General features: G+C 57.1%; 1 protein-coding gene. It reads right to left on the bottom strand.

From position 1 onward, the window contains the following. Nucleotides 1–6: 6 nt before the first annotated feature. Nucleotides 7–289: IS5/IS1182 family transposase (locus HGR_RS00825; RefSeq protein WP_006296138.1), on the bottom strand; the 283-nt coding region annotated here is incomplete at its 5' end.

The following is a 289-nucleotide window of genomic DNA, read 5'->3' as shown; positions in this document are numbered from 1 at the left end:
CCTATCTCAAATTCGTTTGAGCAGGATGGTGATGGAAGCCAGCTGAACAAAGCCCAGGAAATTGCGGGCGTAGTACTCCCAGCGAGTTAGTAGACGGCGCTTCCACTGCATCCAGGCAAATAACCGTTCGACCAGCCAGCGCCGCGCGTAGCGGCGCAACGCGCGTCCATCCTGGGTCTTGAGTTTTCGGCGATTGGCCCGGTGTGGCGCGATCAATTCCACGCACTGTTCAGCCAGTTGTGTATCCAGGCCATCGCTGTCGTACGCCTTGTCGCCAATCAGATGTTCA

The organism is Hylemonella gracilis ATCC 19624 (genome assembly GCF_000211835.1).
Classification (GTDB): Bacteria; Pseudomonadota; Gammaproteobacteria; order Burkholderiales; family Burkholderiaceae_C; genus Hylemonella; species Hylemonella gracilis.
This window is presented reverse-complemented; position numbering and strand designations above follow the sequence as displayed.